This window comes from Flavobacterium glycogeni (assembly GCF_048286775.1).
Classification (GTDB): Bacteria; Bacteroidota; Bacteroidia; order Flavobacteriales; family Flavobacteriaceae; genus Flavobacterium.
In genome coordinates, this window is record NZ_JBLVPV010000005.1 from 45,843 (window position 1) to 63,134 (window position 17,292).

Sequence of the window (17,292 nt, forward strand, 5' to 3'; positions counted from 1 at the left end):
TATAAATTAAGATGGCGGAAATCAAACCTGCTGAAATTTCAGCAATATTAAGAAAGCAAGTAGAAGGTTTTGAATCTGGTGCTACACTAGAAGAAGTAGGAACGGTACTTCAAGTTGGAGATGGTATTGCTCGTGTTTACGGGCTTTCGAATGTTCAATACGGGGAATTAGTAGAATTTGACAATGGCTTAGAAGCGATTGTTTTGAATCTTGAAGAAGACAATGTTGGTGTGGTGCTTTTAGGACCATCAACAGGAATCAAAGAAGGTTCAACTGCAAAAAGAACACAACGTATTGCTTCTCTTAAAGTAGGAGAACAAATGGTAGGTCGTGTAGTAAACACGCTTGGTTTTCCAATTGATGGAAAAGGACCAATCGGTGGAGATTTATACGAGATGCCTTTGGAAAGAAAAGCTCCTGGAGTTATCTTCCGTCAACCAGTTACTGAGCCATTACAAACAGGTATTAAAGCAGTAGATGCTATGATTCCAGTTGGTCGTGGACAACGTGAGCTAGTTATTGGTGACCGTCAAACAGGTAAATCAACTGTTTGTATCGATACCATCTTAAATCAAAAAGAATTTTACGATGCTGGGAAACCAGTATTCTGTATATATGTTGCAATTGGACAAAAAGCGTCAACTGTAGCAGGAATTGCTAAAATGTTAGAAGAAAAAGGAGCAATGGCGTATACCATTATTGTTGCTGCTAATGCTTCTGATCCAGCTCCGATGCAAGTGTATGCTCCTTTCGCAGGTGCTGCAATTGGAGAATATTTTAGAGATTCAGGTCGTCCGGCTTTAATTGTTTATGATGATTTATCTAAACAAGCTGTTGCATACCGTGAGGTTTCTCTTTTATTAAGAAGACCACCGGGACGTGAGGCATATCCTGGAGACGTTTTCTACCTTCACAGTAGATTATTAGAACGTGCTTGTAAAGTAATTGCAGATGATGGAATTGCTAAAAACATGAACGATTTACCAGATTCATTGAAATCAATTGTAAAAGGTGGTGGTTCATTGACTGCTTTACCAATTATTGAAACTCAAGCTGGTGACGTTTCTGCTTATATCCCAACAAACGTAATTTCGATTACAGATGGTCAAATTTTCTTGGATGGAGATTTGTTTAACTCTGGGGTTCGTCCGGCAATTAACGTAGGTATTTCGGTATCTCGTGTTGGAGGAAATGCGCAAATTAAATCAATGAAAAAAGTAGCAGGTACTTTAAAACTGGATCAAGCACAATTCCGTGAATTGGAAGCGTTTGCTAAATTTGGTTCTGATCTAGATGCCGTTACTTTAAACGTAATTGAAAAAGGAAAAAGAAACGTTGAAATCTTGAAACAAGGTTTGAACGATCCTTATACTGTTGAAGACCAAGTTGCGATTATCTATGCTGGTTCTAAAAACTTATTGAGAAATGTTCCTGTGAACAAAGTAAGAGAATTTGAGAAAGATTTCTTGGAGTTCTTGAACAACAAACACAGAGCTACTCTTGATGCGTTGAAAGCAGGAAAATTAACAGACGAAATTACAGATGTAATCGAAACTGTAGCAAAAGAATTATCAGCAAAATATAACTAAATTAGGAGTTAAAAGTTATGAGTTAGGAAATCTTCTAACTCATAACTCCTAACTTATAACTTTTACATAAAGAATGGCAAATTTAAAGGAAATCCGTAATAGAATTACTTCCGTTTCATCTACGATGCAAATTACATCGGCAATGAAAATGGTTTCTGCAGCAAAGCTAAAGAAAGCACAAGATGCAATCACAGCAATGCGCCCTTATGCCGAAAAATTAACGGAATTATTGCAAAATCTTTCTGCTACACTTGAAGGTGATGCCGGTGGAGAATTTACAACACAACGTGATATCAAGAAAGTATTACTAGTTGTAGTAACTTCAAATAGAGGTTTGGCAGGTGCCTTTAATACCAATGCAATTAAAGAAGCTAAAAACCGTGCTGAATTTTACGCAGGCAAGCAAGTGGATGTTTTTGCCATCGGTAAAAAAGGAAACGATGTTTTGAGTAAAACACTTTCAGTGGTTGACAATCAAAGCGCTATTTTTGATGCTTTGACTTTTGATAATGTAGCTAAGATTTCAGATATGTTGACTGAGAAATTCGTTTCTGGTGAATATGACAAAATTGAGTTGATTTACAACCAATTTAAAAATGCTGCGACACAAATCGTTCAAACCGAACAATTTTTGCCATTAGCGCCAATAAAATCGGATGTTCCAGTTTCAACAGGAGATTATATTTTTGAGCCTTCAAAAGAAGAAATCGTGTTGACTTTGATTCCAAAATCATTAAAAACACAATTGTACAAAGGAATTCGTGATTCATTTGCTTCCGAGCACGGAGCGCGTATGACAGCGATGCACAAAGCAACTGATAATGCAACGGAATTGAGAAATCAATTGAAATTAACGTACAACAAAGCACGTCAGGCTTCTATTACTAATGAGATCTTAGAGATTGTTGGTGGAGCGGAAGCATTGAATGGATAATAAAAATTTATTCAAATATATAAAGAGCCACGCATTGCGTGGCTCTTTTTTTGCTTAATTTTATAGTTTAAAACAATACTAGGAAGAATGAAATTAGAAATTAGAGAACTGACCACATTAGAGGAAATGCTTGGCAACATTGAAGTAATGCGGTTTTTATATCCCACATTTACGGTAGAAAAATACGAATCGTATCTGGTTGAAATGATTCCGCATAATTACAAGCAAGTAGCCGTTTTTGAAAATGAAGTTTGTGTCGCTGTTACTGGATTTTGGTCTGGAACAAAACTTTGGTCTGGAAAATACATAGAGATTGATAATTTTATTGTTCATCCGGATCACCGTTCCAAAGGTTTGGGCAAAATGATGACAGATTATATTGATGTTAAGGCCAAAGAAACCGGTTGTACAATGATTGTTTTGGATGCTTTTACCGGAAATTTCACCGCACATCGTTTTTATTACAACCAAGGATATGTCCCAAAAGGATTTCATTTTCTTAAAATTTTAAACGAAGAAGGATTAAGCTAAATAATAAAAGTATGAAAGGATATAAAACAGTTGTTTTCTTATTTATAATTGCAATTAGCCTGACATTTTGTGCCATGAAACCAGAACTTCAAACGGAATTTCCTCAAGAAATAAAATCAGTCTTTTATCAGAAATGGGAAGACGGTAAGGAAAGCAGCGGAACTCATTTTTATATTGAATTCAAAAAACCACTTGCGGCAAACATCAAACTGGAGAAAATCTATTTTCAGAATCAGGAGTCCGCTATAAAAGGAACTGCCAAAAATACTTTTGTAGCCCATTTTTACAGAGAAAATAAAAAGGAAGATTTGATTCTGCACAGAGATCCTGCCAAAGAATATGGCAACAAAGCACCGGTTATTCAAAAAACTAAATTTGATTTGAAACCTAACGAAGCTGTATTAGAATACAAGAAAGACGATAAAACCTATTTTTTCAAAATAATAAATCCCAGAGAAAAACCTATGGGTACTTATCCGCCAATCAAATAGCAAAGGTGGAATGAGTTTGTTTCTGTCGCTGGGATTTCTGTTCCAAAACAAATATTCACTTCAGATGATTAAACCAAAGAATTCGTTATTTTTGTTTTTATAAATAGTAATAGACACATCATTTTGGGATTATATAAAAATCTTTTTAAACAGACTGCCATTTATGGATTGGCTACGGTCATACCAAGAATGTTCAGTTTTATGCTGGTTCCATTGTATACAGATCTGCTTCCTAAAGCCGAATATGGTAAGGTTTCTGTCATTTTTGCCTGCATGATTTTCTTCAATGTTATTCTTGCATACGGGATGGAAACAGCTTTCTTTAGGTTTTACAATAAGGAAACAGACAAGAATTCAGTTGTGGAAACAACATCCGTTTCGCTTTTTTGGACATCTATTTCGTTTTTATTCATAGCCTTATTATTCCGAAATAAATTAGCTGTTTGGTCTGGAATTGATACTCAATATATCACGTACACCATCTGGATTTTAGTCCTTGACGCCTTGGTGATTGTTCCGTTTTCTAAAGTAAGAGTCAATCAGCAACCCATAAAATATGCTATAATCAAAATTGGAAATGTTGCAATCAATCTGGTTCTAAACCTTTTCTTTTTGAGCTATTTACCGGTAATTGCACAATCAAATCCGGACAGTTTTTTAAGTTCTTTTTACGTAGAAGATTTTCAAATAGGCTATATTTTTGCGTCTAATATCGTTGCGAGCTTAGTTACATTCCTGATACTTTCCCCTAATTACCTTTTGCTGAAATGGCAGTTTGATTACAAGCTTTGGAAACGAATGATGCAGTATGGTTTGCCTATTATGGTTGCCGGAATCGCATTTGCCATCAACGAGCAATTTGACAAAATTTTGTTATGGAAATTACTGCCTGCCAATATTGCAGATGCCGAAGTAGGTGTGTATTCGGCGTGTTATAAACTCGGTTTGTTCATGGTTTTGTACCGTACGGCATACACTTTAGGAATTGAGCCTTTCTTTTTTAGCCACGCTGATAATCAGGATGCGCCTCAAACCTACGCCACGATTACCAAGTATTTTGTCATTTTTGGCTCTTTTATTTTACTGTCCGTAATCGTTTTTGTCGATGTTTTAAAATACATCATGATTCAGGATGAGTCGTATTGGGAAGCCATGAAAGTGGTCCCGTTAATCATTTTGGCTAACTTTTTCCTTGGAATTTACACGAATCTTTCCGTTTGGTACAAACTGATAGACAAAACCCATATTGGGGCTTATATTTCCATTATTGGCGCCATAATTACACTCGGACTGAATTACCTGCTAATCCCAACAATGAGCTATTACGGCTCTGCAATTGCCACGATTGCGGCTTATGGAAGCATGATGTTTATCTCCTACTATTTTGGAAATAAATATTACCCCATTCCGTATGACACCAACAAAATCGCAATGTATCTGTTGATTTCAATAGGATTTTCGGCAGTTTCATTTTATGGCTTTAGAGAAAATTATTATGTCGGAATCACATTACTGCTTGCATTTATGTATTTTATATACCACAATGAAAAAGAATTATTAACTAAAATTTTAAGCCGAAAAAAGAATTAGAATTTAATTTAAATTTTTAGGAGCTATTTCCTGCTATTCGTTGCAAATGAAATTCACTGAACTCAAATGAAAATAAAAGTATAGTGAAGTAATCTTTTCCTTTTTAAAGAAAAAAGAAAAAGGATTTTCACTGCAAACGAAGTTCACAGAACTCCGCTGAAAAATAGAAATCAAGTGATGTAATCAGGGCTATAACTCAAAACAATCTAAAACAATAGGTACGGACAAGTCGCGACTTGTCCCTCCGATCCCTTCAAAACAAACAAATATGACAATAAACATAATCAACAAATCACAACACGCCTTGCCAAACTATGAAACCATAGCTTCAGCAGGAATGGACTTAAGAGCCAACTTAACAGCATCGATAAATCTTAAACCACTGGAAAGAACTATTGTAAAAACAGGTCTTTTCATAGAACTACCTATTGGTTACGAAGCACAAGTACGTCCAAGAAGTGGCCTGGCTGCCAAAAAAGGAATTACAGTCCTGAATTCTCCTGGAACAGTAGATGCAGATTATCGTGGCGAAATTGGTGTGATTTTAGTAAATTTATCCAATGAAGATTTCGTTATTGAAAACGGTGAGCGCATCGCACAACTTATCATAGCAAAACACGAACGTGCAGAGTGGATCGAAGTACAGGAACTAACAGAAACTTCCAGAGGCGAAGGTGGCTTTGGAAGCACTGGAGTAAAATAGTTAGCAGTGTTCAGTTTATAGTATTCAGTTTACAGGATTCGTCAGTTCGAGTTGAGTGAAAATTTGCGATAGAAAATTTTTACGAAGTATCGAGAACCTTTTGATATTAAAGACTTCTCGATACTATTTTGAATAGTAAAGCTATCGCATTACAATTCAAAATCACTACCATTGACGTTTTTTATTACGTAGCCCTTCGACTGCGCTCAGGGTGACACAATGAATGTCATTTTATATTGCTTTTTTTGTAAAAAAATTAAGCCTACCATTGACGTTTTTTATTACGTAGCCCTTCGACTGCGCTCAGGGTGACACAATGAATGTCATTTTATATTGCTTTTTTTAGAATAAAAATTATGCCTCGAAGTGACGTGCAAAATCTCTTAACTTAATGACATAGACACTGAGCACAGTCGAGGTGTTTTTAAAATATAATTACTATTAAATAATAGACTTAGTGAACTTTGCGAATCCCGACGATTCGGAATTGTGAACTTTGTGGTTAATAAAATAAAAAATGAAAATAATTGTCCCAATGGCCGGTCGTGGTTCACGTCTTCGCCCACATACATTAACTATTCCTAAACCGTTAATTCCTATCGCTGGAAAACCAATCGTTCACCGTCTGGTGGAAGATATTGCTGGCGTATTGAATCAAGATATTGAAGAAGTCGCCTTTATCATTCACGAAAGTTTTGGTAAAAAAGTAGAAGAGGAGTTAATTGCTATTGCACAAAAATTAGGTGCCAAAGGAACTATTTATTATCAAAATGAAGCTTTAGGAACCGGTCACGCTATTATGTGTGCCAAAGATTCTTTGAGCGGACCAGCTGTTATTGCTTATGCAGATACTTTAATTCGTGCCGATTTCGATTTAGATCAAAATGCCGATAGTGTTATTTGGGTAAAACAAGTAGATCATCCAGAAGCTTTTGGTGTAATCAACGTAAACGAAGCGAATGAAATAGTCGAACTGGTGGAGAAACCAAAAGAATTTATTTCGGACCTTGCCGTTATTGGAATTTACTATTTTAAAGATGTTGCCGTTTTAAAAAACGAACTTCAATTAGTATTAGATAATAATATTATTCACGGTGGAGAATATCAAATTAACGATGGAATTAAGCAAATGATGGCAAAAGGCATGAAATTTGTACCGGGTACGGTTGATGAGTGGATGGATTGTGGAAACAAAGACGTTACGGTAGAAACAAATTCCAGAATGCTAGGTTTCTTGCACAATGACGGAACACATTTGGTAGATTTTGATGTCAAGTTAGAAAACGCCACAATTATTCCGCCATGTTATATTGGGGAAGATGTGGTGTTGATAAACGCAACAGTTGGTCCTAATGTTTCTTTAGGAAAAGGATGTCATGTAGTAAACAGCAGTATTAAAAATAGTTTGGTACAAACGCACTCTCATATAAAAAATGCGAATTTAGATAATGCAATGATTGGTAATCATGCCAGTTTTGACGGTACTTTTACAAGTGTCAGTATTGGTGATTATTCGGTTTTAGAATAAAAAATGGTTCAATTCTTGTGTGATTTAAAACAATTCAGGATTAAAACAACAGAATGAAAAAAAGCGCTTTAATACTTTTATTTCTGGTTTTGCAATGCAATTCAGCTTTGCTATTGGCACAAACGGAACCTGAAGAAATTAAGCTCGATACTGATCAGTTTCAGGAATTTTTTTATGAATCATTGCTTCAAAAAGGAATCGAAAATTATGATAAAGCGGTAGTGGCTTTGGATAAATGCATCAAGATTAAACCGAATGATGCAGCTGTGTATTATGAATTAGGTAAAAATTATTTAGCATTAAAAGAATATAAAAACGCCTATTCTTCATTTGAAAAAGCCACACAAATTGACCCGAAAAACAAATGGTTCTGGGTGGGAATGTATGATGTGAGTTATGAAACTAGCAACTATAACCAGGCAATAGTGGTGATCAATAAACTGATAGAATTTGACGAGAAGTATAAAGAAGATTTGACATCGCTTTATATGGGTACCAAACAGTTTGACAAAGCATTGGACTTAATTAACGAGTTAAACGAAACATTTGGAAAAACTGACAGACGGGATTTATACAAAAACCAGATTTTATCGGAAGGGAAATTTCAGAATATGGAAGCTTCAAATTTGTTAGAGCAAATTGAAAAGAACCCAAAAGAAGAGTCTAATTATATCAGTTTGATTTTTTTGTATTCTAAAAATAATGAAGAAGCAAAAGCTTTTGAAATTGTCAAAAAGCTGGAAAAAGCCTTGCCAAATTCCGAATGGGCCCAAGTAACGCTGTTCAAAAATTATTTGGATACTAATGACGGACCAAAAGCAATAAACGCCATGAATGTGGTTTTGGCCAGTGCCAAAATAGATGCTAAAATAAAGCACAGAATACTGAATGAGTTTTTGATTTTTGCAGATAAAAATCCTCAATACACAACTGATTTAGAAAAAGCGATTTCGTATTTCGATAATGACAAAGAAGTTAATGTAGCTAAAGAAATAGGGAAGTTTTATCATGCGAAAAAGCAATGGGTAAAAGCGATTAAGTATTATGAACAAGCATTAAAAAATGGTTCAGGAGATGATATCGAAACCAATTTGCTTTTGCTTCAAACGTATACAGAGACAAAGCAATTTGAATTAGTAGCCAAAAAAGCGTCGGTAATGATGGAGACTTTTCCAACACAGCCCCAGTTTTATTATTATTCAGGGATGGCGAATAATCAATTGCAACAATTTAAAAAAGCCAAGGACATGCTGGAAATGGGCTTGGATTATTTAGTGGAAGACAGAGCATTAGAAATAAATTTCAACATACAGTTGGGAGAAGCATACAACGGGTTAGGGGATTTCAAGAAAAAAGAAGTGTATTTTTCCAAAGCCAATCAATTATTAAAAGAAAAAAAATAATGAAAAAAATAGCAATAGTAGTAGTATTAACTCTTTTTATGGTTTCCTGTAAATCGAAAGCCATTGTCGTTGCGGCCAGTAATGCGCCAACAACGGAGGCGGGCTATATGACGTCCCAAAAAATCATAGAAAATCATTACAACAATAAAAATCAATTTTCTACATTATATATAAAGTCAAACGCCCGTTATGCTGACAACAAACAAACCCAAAATGTTACGGCTGAAATTAAGATCAAGAAGGATGAACAAATTTTGGTAAGCATCCGTTTCCTTGGAATTACAATGGCGAAAGCATTGATTACGCCAAAGTCAGTTAACTATTATGAAAAAATAAACGGTAGTTATTTTGAAGGCGATTTTAGCAGTTTGAGCCAATGGCTGGGAACTGATTTAGATTTTAGTAAAATTCAAAATATGTTATTGGGAGAAGCAATAGATGATTTGACAAAAGGGAAATATCTGGAATCATTATTAGAACAAACGTACCGATTGGATGATACTTCGAATACAAATACGAAAAAATCTTTCTTTTTGGATGCTGATAAGTTTTTGGTTCAAAAACAAGAAATCACTCAAACTGCCGAAGAACGAATGATAAAAGTGGCTTATGCTGACAATATAGTATACAAGGAGGTAACTTTGCCTACAAGTGTTCAGATCAATACTTTCCAGAAGAAAGGCAATACCGAAATTAATCTGGATTACAACACGGTAACTTTCAATGAAGAACTTTCTTTTCCATATAGTGTTCCAAATGGGTACAAAAGAATTATAATTAAGTAAATTAGCAAAAATATTTTTTTAATATGCCAAAATTTCTCCTTAGCCTAATCTTTATCTGTATGACTTCATTAGTATGGAGTCAGGAATCCCAACAAGAAAAATTAGAAGAACGTAAAGCTCAAATTCAAAAAGAAATTAGAGAAAATGAAAGGTTATTACAAACCGTAAAGAAAAAAGAAAAATCTGCGGTTAATGTAGTAGTGATTCAAAGCACTAAAATAAAGCTTAAAGAAAAATTAATAAACACGACCGAAAAGCAAACTAAATTGCTTGGAAATGATATGTATATCAATCAAGTGCAAATTAATAAGCTAAAAAAGGAATTGGCTGTACTTAAGGATGATTATTCTGAAATGATTGTAAAATCATATAAAAGCCGTTCCGAAGAAAGCCGTGCCATGTTCTTATTGTCTTCCGAGAATTTTTTACAAGCGTATAAAAGAGCGCAGTATATGAAGCAATATACTGGTTTCAGAAAAATGCAGGGTGAGGAAATAAAATCAAAATCAAACCAGCTTACAGATTACAACGAAAAATTAAATGTTCAGAAAAAGGCGAAACAAAAACTCATCGCTGAGAACGAAAAAGAGCGATTGTCACTCGAAAAAGAGAAAAAAGAGCAACAAAAACTGGTCAATTCTATTAAAAAAGATAAAAATAAGATTGCCCAAGAAATTAAGAAAAGACAACAGGAATACAGAACAATTGACAGACAAATCAATAAATTAATACGTGAAGCTATTGCGGCTGCTAATAGAAAAGCGGCCTTAGAAAAAGCAAAAGCTAATCCAAGTGCTCCGGTTTCAAAAGCCGCGGTTTCATCATCAAAAATAGAATTAACACCAGAATCTAAGATAATTGCAGACAATTTTAGAGCCAATAGAGGAAGGTTGCCTTATCCTGTAGAAAAAGGTTTTATATCTCTTGGTTATGGTAATCAGACGCATCCATTATTCAATACCATAACGGTTCACAATAGTGGCGTGGAAATTACCACAGATCGTGGCGCAAGTGCCAGAGCCGTTTTTGGCGGGGAAGTAACGAGCGTTATTGTTTTATCACCTGTAAACAAAGCGGTAATGATACAACACGGAGATTTCTTCACAGTGTACCAAAATTTGAGTTCTGTGAATGTTAGTAAAGGCGATAAAGTGAGTATTAAGCAAAGCATTGGAAAAGTAAGAACCAATGGTGAGACTGGAAAAACGGTAATCAAATTTTTAATTCTTCAAAATACAACGTACAATAACCCTGAGGGTTGGTTGTCACCAAGATAAGAACGGTTATTTCACATAAAAACAAAAGCACTATTATATTCCAAGGAATGCAATAGTGCTTTTTTTATGAAAGGGGTTTCTAGTTCCGAAAGACTTAGAACTGATAGAGAAAAGATTTTATTAGGAACCATTTATCAACAGCTACGTTACAACCGATTTAATTTAGAAAAACTAATGTCATTTGATTTTAAAAACAGGATCGGTTTAACAAACTATTCGGTTTTATTAAAGGAAGAATTAATAGATTTCATCATTCCTTGAGTAGTCCAAGTTCCGGAAACTATAATGCGTCTGATGGTGTAAAGTGGATTTACAGGATCTCTTTTGGTAGACAATATATAGGCCATTTTATAATCGCTCTTTTTTATTTCAGGAATTGCCGCCGTATTCCATAAACCAAACGGATAAGCAAAATCCGTTACCGGTTTTCCAATGATATCCTCCAGTTTTGCTTTAGGTTTTACCAATTGCGTATTCCAGTCGTCTCCGGCATATTTAGTTACCATATGATGGTCCCAAGTATGTGCGCCTACAATATGCCCGTTGTCAGATAAGCTTTTAATTTGCTCTTTACTCATATATCCAGGACGGTTAATAGAAACTGTCATTACAAAAAACACGCCTTTGAAACCATATTTTTTCATTTCAGCGGCACCAATGCTGAATTGCTCTTCGCGTGTATCATCAAGAGTAATCATGATCGGTTTAGCGGGTAATGGACCATCGTATACTAAATAGTCGTACAATTGTTGCGGTAAAATAGTTTCGTAACCTGCATCGGCTAAGGCTTTCATTTGTTCTGCAAAAGCGGTAGGTTTTACGGTGTACGTTTTTATGTTTCCGCTCGCACTGCTGCTAAAGTCTTTAATGTTGTGATAGCATAATATAGGTACTTCTCTTTTTGCGAGAATGGTTGCAGCGTCCGCCACTACTTTTTTGGGTGCGACAATTTTTACGGGAGCAGTAATAAGAGGTGTTTCAGGTATTATTTTACGAGGTTCTGATTGACATCCGACCAATAATGAAAATGCACCAAAAATAAAACATAGAATATTTTTCATAAATCAAATAGTAATTATTGGTACTGAATGTAAATTGGTTTTGGAGTGAATTTTACCAACTCTTCCGGGCTGTACATTTTCCAATCCTTTTTATTGTCGTTTTTATAAAATAATTTAAAACCGGCAAACTGTACGGGTTCTCTATAAATATAACTCATATAAGAATCTTTTTTTAGTACCTTACTTCCAAAACCATCCATGTCCATTACGATTTGAACTTCAGGAACCTTTTTAATTTCTTTGTAATTTTTTACCATTCCTTGTGTAAAACGGTGTATTACAAGCACCTTTGGAGTCAACTTATTTTTGCGTACGATGTTTGCCAAAATGTCAATGGCATCATTAATATCAGCGGCAGTAAAATGCCCAATTTTAGAACCCGGACGCTCTCCGTTTTTCATCGAAAATTCGGGATCAATTCCTAAATGAACATTAGGCATGGAAAGATAGTGTTCCAGTTCGGCTACTTCTGCTTTAACCGTGCTGTGTCCTACCTGAATGTCTAAAAAAACCAAGGCATTAATTGGTTTAGCCCAACTTATAATAGTGTCTATTTGTTTAAAAGGCATGCGCATGCGGTGCATATTATTTTTTCCCGGAGCGCCTTGAGCGGTAACAGCGATGTAATGCAAAGCGGGAATTGCTTTAACAGTAGAATCAGCTGCTTGCCATTTGGCTACTTCGCCTTGTAGTTTTGCCAACATTTGTTTTCGGGGAAGTTCACCCAATATTCCCATTCTTGTAGAATATAAATTTCCGTAATACGCAATAATTCGATTGTATGGCAAAAGCGCTCCAGGCAAAGGATAAGGCGCTTTTACAGGCCATCTGCCGGTAGTGTCATTATTGCTTAATGCCACCATTCTTTTGTTGTAGTCAACAGTATCAATTGTAAGGGTTGTCTTTTTTTTTGTCGTATCCGTTTTTACGGTATCCGATTTTTCTGTACCGGTTACAGCATCGGCTGCTTTTCCCTTTTCACAGGAAATATTTAAGAGCAGTAATGGAAGTGTAATAAATGCAATAGCTGATTTTTTCATAAATTAATTTTATTAAATTTCAATGTAAAGATAAAGTATTTTAGAAGTGTGATGTCAATTATAGCAGTGTTTCAATCGGCTATTTTTTATATAATTCACAGATTTTAATGTTTTTCAAACTACCTGAATTCGAACTTCAAGTTTCTTCCAAGTTTAATATTCAAACGAAATGTACTTCAGTTAATTGTTCGACTGTCAATTTTAATAAAAAGGTAGTTTGCTTTTATCACAATTTGAGAATAGTTTTTGGAAAATAAAAAGAAAAGGCTAACTTTATAAAAGTTTTTACTCACCTAAATACCAAACAATTGTTCAAAAAATCCCTTTCTTTCCTTCTTTTTTTATTTAGTGCTACTGTTGTTTTTGGACAAATAAAAAAAGATACGATTGCACTTTCAGAAGTCACTTTGAAGGGTTCGCCTATCAAGAATGTACTTCAAAACACTGCTTCTTCCGTTTCATTGATTACTACAGCTGACATCAATAAAAGTGATGGAATTATACTGACTCCGGTTTTAAACAAAATCCCTGGCGTTACGATGCAACAAGGCGCTTTGAATACCAATAGGATTACTATTCGTGGCATTGGCGCCCGATCTCAATATGGAACTAACAAAATAAAAGCGTATTTTGATGGGATTCCATTGAGTTCCGGTGAAGGCGAAACTACGATTGACGATATTGATTTGGCATCAATCGAAAAAATAGAAATTATAAAAGGGCCAAATTCCACTAGTTTTGGTTCTGGTTTGGGCGGTGTAATTCAGCTTTTTTCAAGAGAAACACCTTTGTTGGAATCGTTTGGAAAATCAACGATCACTTCTGGAAGTTTTGCGTTGTTGCAGCAGCGTCTATCGGCAGGATACAGCGATTCTAAAACAAATGTATACACAAGTTATACGGATTTAGAAAGCGACGGATTTAGGGCTAACAGTTCTTATAACAGAAAATCATTTAATCTCCACGGCAAACAAAAAATGGCGCCCAACGGCAGTTTGTCATTTTTGGGAACTTTCACTCGCTTGAAAGCTTTTATTCCAAGTTCTATCAATGAGACTGATTTAAAAAATAATCCTGAAAAAGCAGCCAGTACATGGGAAGCGGCACAAGGTTTTGAGTCCTATGATAAATTCATGCTCGGATTAGGATACGACCATCAATTTTCTGAGAAATGGTCTATACAAACCAGTGTTTTTTCTAATTTTAAAGACGCGTACGAACCCAGGCCGTTTGATATTTTGGATGAAAAAACAAGTGCTACGGGTTTTCGTTACAATGTAAATTATAAAAACCGATTGTTTTCTTTGCCATTTGAACTGAGTTTTGGCACCGAATTATTAACGGAAAAATATCAATATTCATTATTTGAAAACGAATACAAATCACAACCGGGTCAAGGAAGTATAAAAGGCGACGAGTTCAGTTCCATCAAACAAAATCGAAATTATATCAATTATTTTTTACAAATGGAACTTTGGGTTTCAGAAAAGCTGCATCTGGAAACTGGAGTGGCATTAAACACAACCAAATATTCGTTAGAAGATGTTTTCGAAAATAATTCTGGAGGTCAAAAGATGCCATTTACTTTTGGAAATGTTTTTTCGCCAAGAGTTGGTTTGTCGTATAAAGTAAGTAATGGAAAAAATATATTCACGTCGGTCAGCAAAGGATTTTCGGTTCCTTCAGTTGCTGAAACATTGACTCCCGAGGGTCAAATAAATACCGATTTGAAACCAGAAATTGGTTGGAATTATGAATTGGGTTTCAAAGGAAATTGGCTTAAAAATAAAGTATACACGGAAGTAACTTTTTATACCACACAAATTAAAAATTTATTGGTAGCCAGACGCACCGCCAATGATCAATTTGTAGGGATTAATGCAGGCAGCAGTTCGCATGCGGGGTTGGAATTCTTGGTTAATTATAAACTTTTGGAATTGACCCAACTTCAAATTACGCCTTATTTTTCAGGAGCGGTGAATAATTTTAAATTCAAAGAATTTTTGGATGGTGATGCGAATTATTCGGGAAACCAACTTACGGGCGTTCCCGAAAAACAATTTAATTTTGGAGTGGATTTAAACACAAAAAACGGATTTAGTATCAACACCTCTTTTCGAACGATGGGTAAAATTCCGTTAAATGATTCCAATACAAAATACAGTGAACGTTATTCGTTGCTTGATATTAAAACGACGTATGTTTTTACGATCCTTAAAATCCTAAAAACAGAGTTGAATGCCGGTATAAATAATGCATTGGACACTAAATATGCAGCTAACATTTTGCCTAACGCCGTAGGTTTTGGTACAGCCGCTCCACGCTATTTTTATCCGGGAAATCCCGTAAATTTTTATGGAGGTTTTTCGGTATCCTATGTTTTTTAGATAAGAATTCCAAATCCTAATTTTATTTTTTAATGGCTGCTACTTCCTTCTCGGTAATAATTTTGGTTTGTTTATTGCCCCAAGAAGTCATGACATAATTCATCACGTCCGCGACTTCCTGATCAGAAAGTCCCATGGGTGGCATGCTGCTGTTATACTTCATTTTGTTGACAACAATTTCGCCACTTTGTCCAAATTTCACAGCAGCAATACTTTGGTTTCTTTTGTTTTTCAGCCAGTCAGAACCGTCAAGAGGAGGAAAGTTCTTAGTGTCTCCTTTGCCGTTTGCACCATGACATTGCATGCAAAAATCAGCATATATTTCTTTTCCGGGTGTCTGAAATTTTGAAACAACAGTGGTTTCGGTATTCACGTCAATATAGTTGTCTTGGGGAAATGGGTTTTCGAAAGAGAAGCCTCCCAATACAAACACTCCAAATCCCAAAAATAATTTCGTTGTCAGCATCGATTAATTAGGTATGATTTTGATGATTCCTTTTCCTTCAACGCCCATATAAATATAGCCGTCCGGACCTTGTGCCACATTACGCACACGACCAATGTCAGTGGCGATTTTTTGTCTGCCGATAACTTTATTGCCTTTCAATTTGACTAGTTCAAGATATTGAAATTTTAAGGATCCAATGAGTAAGTGTCCTTTCCAATCTGGATAACGGTCGCTGGTAACAAAAGTCATTCCGCTTGGAGCAATAGAAGGCAGCCAATAGTAAATTGGTTTTTCAATGCCTGGTTTTTCGTTTTCGTTACTAATGGTTGTTCCGTCATAATCGATGCCATAGGTAACCACTGGCCATCCGTAATTGGCTCCTTTTTTTATGATGTTGATTTCATCTCCACCTTGGGGGCCGTGTTCATGTGCCCAAATCGCTCCTGTTACCGGGTTTTTTGCCATTCCTTGCGGATTGCGATTTCCATAGGTGTAAATGGCTTCTTTCGCTCCGGCCTGACCTGTAAAAGGATTGTCTTTAGGAATGCTTCCATCGTCATTTAAGCGGTATATTTTTCCGCCATCCCGTTTGATATCTTGCGGGTTTCTGAGATGGTTGCCACGTTCTCCTACGGAGAAATACAAATAGCCGCTGTTGTCAAAAACAATTCGGGAACCAAAATGCTGGCCTTTTGTAGTGTTGGGAGTGGCTTTATAAAGCGATTGAATTTGTTTCAGACTTCCGTCAAGTAATTTTGCTCGAATGAGTTTAGTGTTGCCGCCGGCACCCTCACCTTCATCGGAAGCGTACGTCATATAGATCCAGCCATTTTTAGCATAATCAGGATGTAGAACGATGTCTAACAATCCGCCTTGTCCTCTTGAATATACTTTGGGGACATTTTTAATTTCGGTTTTTATGCCATTTTTGATATGATATAGAATTCCACTTTTTTCTGTTACCAACATTGTGCCGTCAGGCAACCAAGTCATTCCCCATGGAATAGCAATATCTGAAACTACGGTTTCGAGCGTATAGTTCTTTACTTTGTCTTTAATGACAACCTCGTTTGGTTTTACTTGTGACTCGCAACTGAAAGAAAGGAATGAAAGAATCAAAAGAGAGACTAGTGTTGTTTTTTTCATGAGTTTCGTTTTTGGGTTCCGTTTGGATTGAAATCTTTTTTAAAGATAGTAAAAGAGGGATTAAAAAGGAAAGTGTTTTTTTAAAACTTGCTGAAAATTAACAGAATAGAGTAATTTAGACACTGTATTTCAGATGTTTTAGTGAACATTTATTCCTGAGCAAACGTTTTTTTTGATTTCTTTCGAAAAAGTATTTAAATTTTGGTTGTCAGGAACCCACTTTTTCATTTCATCGGAAGAAAAATATTTTTTTGATGTGGGTTTCGAATGTTTCCAATTGATTTTGGGTTAAACAATTGGTGTAATGATTCAGTTTTAAAAATGGAAACCTCGAGAATTTATATGGGTACCGAATAGGTTGCCTTTTTTTATCAAAAAA

At 35.5% G+C, this 17,292-nt stretch carries 15 protein-coding genes; 11 read left to right on the forward strand and 4 right to left on the reverse strand.

What is annotated here, in order from left to right:
• Positions 1-11: 11 nt before the first annotated feature.
• From atpA to ACNQGX_RS05520, 10 genes are all read left to right on the forward strand, one after another.
• Entirely contained in the window at positions 12-1,589 is a 1,578-nt protein-coding gene (gene atpA / locus ACNQGX_RS05475) for a F0F1 ATP synthase subunit alpha (protein WP_073209437.1), read from the forward strand.
• A 73-nt stretch (positions 1,590-1,662) separates the two neighbouring features.
• Positions 1,663-2,523, forward strand: a complete 861-nt coding sequence (gene atpG, locus ACNQGX_RS05480; protein ID WP_417974764.1) for an ATP synthase F1 subunit gamma — start codon at positions 1,663-1,665, stop codon at positions 2,521-2,523.
• Positions 2,524-2,610: 87 nt separating this feature from the next.
• On the forward strand, positions 2,611-3,054 hold the full coding sequence (locus ACNQGX_RS05485; RefSeq protein ID WP_417974766.1) for a GNAT family N-acetyltransferase: 444 nt from the start codon (positions 2,611-2,613) through the stop codon (positions 3,052-3,054).
• 11 nt (positions 3,055-3,065) lie between these two features.
• Positions 3,066-3,545 (forward strand): hypothetical protein, encoded by a 480-nt coding sequence (locus ACNQGX_RS05490; protein WP_417974768.1) that lies wholly within the window; start codon positions 3,066-3,068, stop codon positions 3,543-3,545.
• A gap of 123 nt (positions 3,546-3,668) precedes the next feature.
• Positions 3,669-5,135, forward strand: a complete 1,467-nt coding sequence (locus tag ACNQGX_RS05495; RefSeq protein ID WP_417974769.1) for a lipopolysaccharide biosynthesis protein — start codon at positions 3,669-3,671, stop codon at positions 5,133-5,135.
• Positions 5,136-5,403: 268 nt separating this feature from the next.
• The gene (gene dut / locus ACNQGX_RS05500) at positions 5,404-5,838 is read left to right on the forward strand and encodes a dUTP diphosphatase (RefSeq protein ID WP_417974771.1); all 435 of its coding nucleotides are present in this window, start codon (positions 5,404-5,406) and stop codon (positions 5,836-5,838) included.
• A 517-nt stretch (positions 5,839-6,355) separates the two neighbouring features.
• On the forward strand, positions 6,356-7,366 hold the full coding sequence (locus ACNQGX_RS05505) for a sugar phosphate nucleotidyltransferase (protein ID WP_417974773.1): 1,011 nt from the start codon (positions 6,356-6,358) through the stop codon (positions 7,364-7,366).
• A 53-nt stretch (positions 7,367-7,419) separates the two neighbouring features.
• On the forward strand, positions 7,420-8,769 hold the full coding sequence (locus ACNQGX_RS05510; protein WP_417974775.1) for a tetratricopeptide repeat protein: 1,350 nt from the start codon (positions 7,420-7,422) through the stop codon (positions 8,767-8,769).
• Positions 8,769-9,554, forward strand: coding sequence for a lipoprotein insertase outer membrane protein LolB1 (gene lolB1, locus ACNQGX_RS05515; RefSeq protein WP_417974777.1), 786 nt, complete (start codon positions 8,769-8,771; stop codon positions 9,552-9,554). Before ACNQGX_RS05510 ends, lolB1 begins: the two co-directional genes overlap by 1 nt.
• A gap of 59 nt (positions 9,555-9,613) precedes the next feature.
• Positions 9,614-10,831, forward strand: a complete 1,218-nt coding sequence (locus tag ACNQGX_RS05520) for a murein hydrolase activator EnvC family protein (RefSeq protein ID WP_417974779.1) — start codon at positions 9,614-9,616, stop codon at positions 10,829-10,831.
• Between the two features lie 212 nt (positions 10,832-11,043).
• On the opposite strand, the gene ACNQGX_RS05525 is transcribed toward ACNQGX_RS05520, so the two are convergent.
• Both ACNQGX_RS05525 and ACNQGX_RS05530 read right to left on the reverse strand, forming a co-directional pair.
• Positions 11,044-11,892, reverse strand: coding sequence for a polysaccharide deacetylase family protein (locus ACNQGX_RS05525; RefSeq protein WP_417974781.1), 849 nt, complete (start codon positions 11,890-11,892; stop codon positions 11,044-11,046).
• Positions 11,893-11,906: 14 nt separating this feature from the next.
• Positions 11,907-12,932: a hypothetical protein gene (locus ACNQGX_RS05530; RefSeq protein WP_417974783.1), complete on the reverse strand. Its 1,026-nt coding sequence runs from the start codon at positions 12,930-12,932 to the stop codon at positions 11,907-11,909.
• Positions 12,933-13,240: 308 nt separating this feature from the next.
• On the opposite strand from ACNQGX_RS05530, the gene ACNQGX_RS05535 reads away from it, so the two are divergent.
• On the forward strand, positions 13,241-15,319 hold the full coding sequence (locus ACNQGX_RS05535; protein ID WP_417974785.1) for a TonB-dependent receptor family protein: 2,079 nt from the start codon (positions 13,241-13,243) through the stop codon (positions 15,317-15,319).
• A gap of 22 nt (positions 15,320-15,341) precedes the next feature.
• Here the strand turns inward: ACNQGX_RS05535 and ACNQGX_RS05540 are convergent, their stop codons facing one another.
• On the reverse strand, positions 15,342-15,785 hold the full coding sequence (locus ACNQGX_RS05540) for a c-type cytochrome (RefSeq protein ID WP_417974787.1): 444 nt from the start codon (positions 15,783-15,785) through the stop codon (positions 15,342-15,344).
• A 3-nt stretch (positions 15,786-15,788) separates the two neighbouring features.
• Positions 15,789-16,913 (reverse strand): PQQ-dependent sugar dehydrogenase, encoded by a 1,125-nt coding sequence (locus ACNQGX_RS05545; RefSeq protein ID WP_417974789.1) that lies wholly within the window; start codon positions 16,911-16,913, stop codon positions 15,789-15,791.
• Positions 16,914-17,292 lie beyond the last annotated feature (379 nt).

Coding starts and splice junctions, on each gene's coding strand:
- atpA (WP_073209437.1), top strand. CDS start 12: ATGGCGGAAATCAAACCTGCTGAAATTTCAGCAATATTAAGAAAGCAA.
- atpG (WP_417974764.1), top strand. CDS start 1,663: ATGGCAAATTTAAAGGAAATCCGTAATAGAATTACTTCCGTTTCATCT.
- ACNQGX_RS05485 (WP_417974766.1), top strand. CDS start 2,611: ATGAAATTAGAAATTAGAGAACTGACCACATTAGAGGAAATGCTTGGC.
- ACNQGX_RS05490 (WP_417974768.1), top strand. CDS start 3,066: ATGAAAGGATATAAAACAGTTGTTTTCTTATTTATAATTGCAATTAGC.
- dut (WP_417974771.1), top strand. CDS start 5,404: ATGACAATAAACATAATCAACAAATCACAACACGCCTTGCCAAACTAT.
- ACNQGX_RS05505 (WP_417974773.1), top strand. CDS start 6,356: ATGAAAATAATTGTCCCAATGGCCGGTCGTGGTTCACGTCTTCGCCCA.
- ACNQGX_RS05510 (WP_417974775.1), top strand. CDS start 7,420: ATGAAAAAAAGCGCTTTAATACTTTTATTTCTGGTTTTGCAATGCAAT.
- lolB1 (WP_417974777.1), top strand. CDS start 8,769: ATGAAAAAAATAGCAATAGTAGTAGTATTAACTCTTTTTATGGTTTCC.
- ACNQGX_RS05520 (WP_417974779.1), top strand. CDS start 9,614: ATGACTTCATTAGTATGGAGTCAGGAATCCCAACAAGAAAAATTAGAA.
- ACNQGX_RS05525 (WP_417974781.1), bottom strand. CDS start 11,892: ATGAAAAATATTCTATGTTTTATTTTTGGTGCATTTTCATTATTGGTC.
- ACNQGX_RS05530 (WP_417974783.1), bottom strand. CDS start 12,932: ATGAAAAAATCAGCTATTGCATTTATTACACTTCCATTACTGCTCTTA.
- ACNQGX_RS05540 (WP_417974787.1), bottom strand. CDS start 15,785: ATGCTGACAACGAAATTATTTTTGGGATTTGGAGTGTTTGTATTGGGA.
- ACNQGX_RS05545 (WP_417974789.1), bottom strand. CDS start 16,913: ATGAAAAAAACAACACTAGTCTCTCTTTTGATTCTTTCATTCCTTTCT.